This window comes from Neolewinella lacunae, assembly GCF_014349155.1.
Taxonomy (GTDB): domain Bacteria; phylum Bacteroidota; class Bacteroidia; order Chitinophagales; family Saprospiraceae; genus Neolewinella; species Neolewinella lacunae.
Genome location: NZ_JACSIT010000128.1, coordinates 1 through 329, shown reverse-complemented (window position 1 = coordinate 329; position 329 = coordinate 1). Strand labels below are relative to the sequence as shown.

Genomic DNA, 329 nt, shown 5'->3' with positions numbered 1-329 from the left:
CTGGATGGCACGGTAGCCTCGGCGCCCTTCGACCTGACGGCTGGCAGCAACCCCACGGAAGCCGGTGGCTTCCCCGGTGATGACCAGGACGACGCTGAAGAGACGAACGGCAACATGACGATCGACTTCGGCTTCCTGCCCAACATGAGCGTCGGTTCGACGGTGTTCTACGACGTTGACGACAACGGCGTACAAGACCTGACCAACCCGCTGGAATACGGCATCGCCGGTGTAACGGTGAACCTGTACTTCGATGCGAACGGCGACGGCATGATCGACGGTCTGGAATTGACGGCGATCGAGACGACGACCACGGACGCTGACGGCAA

Annotated in this window: 1 protein-coding gene; it reads left to right on the top strand. The window is 61.4% G+C overall.

What is annotated here, in order from left to right; all coding sequences use genetic code 11:
* Nucleotides 1-329, top strand: a 329-nt coding sequence (locus H9S92_RS14045) for a hypothetical protein (RefSeq protein WP_187467334.1), incomplete at both ends; no start/stop codon positions are given.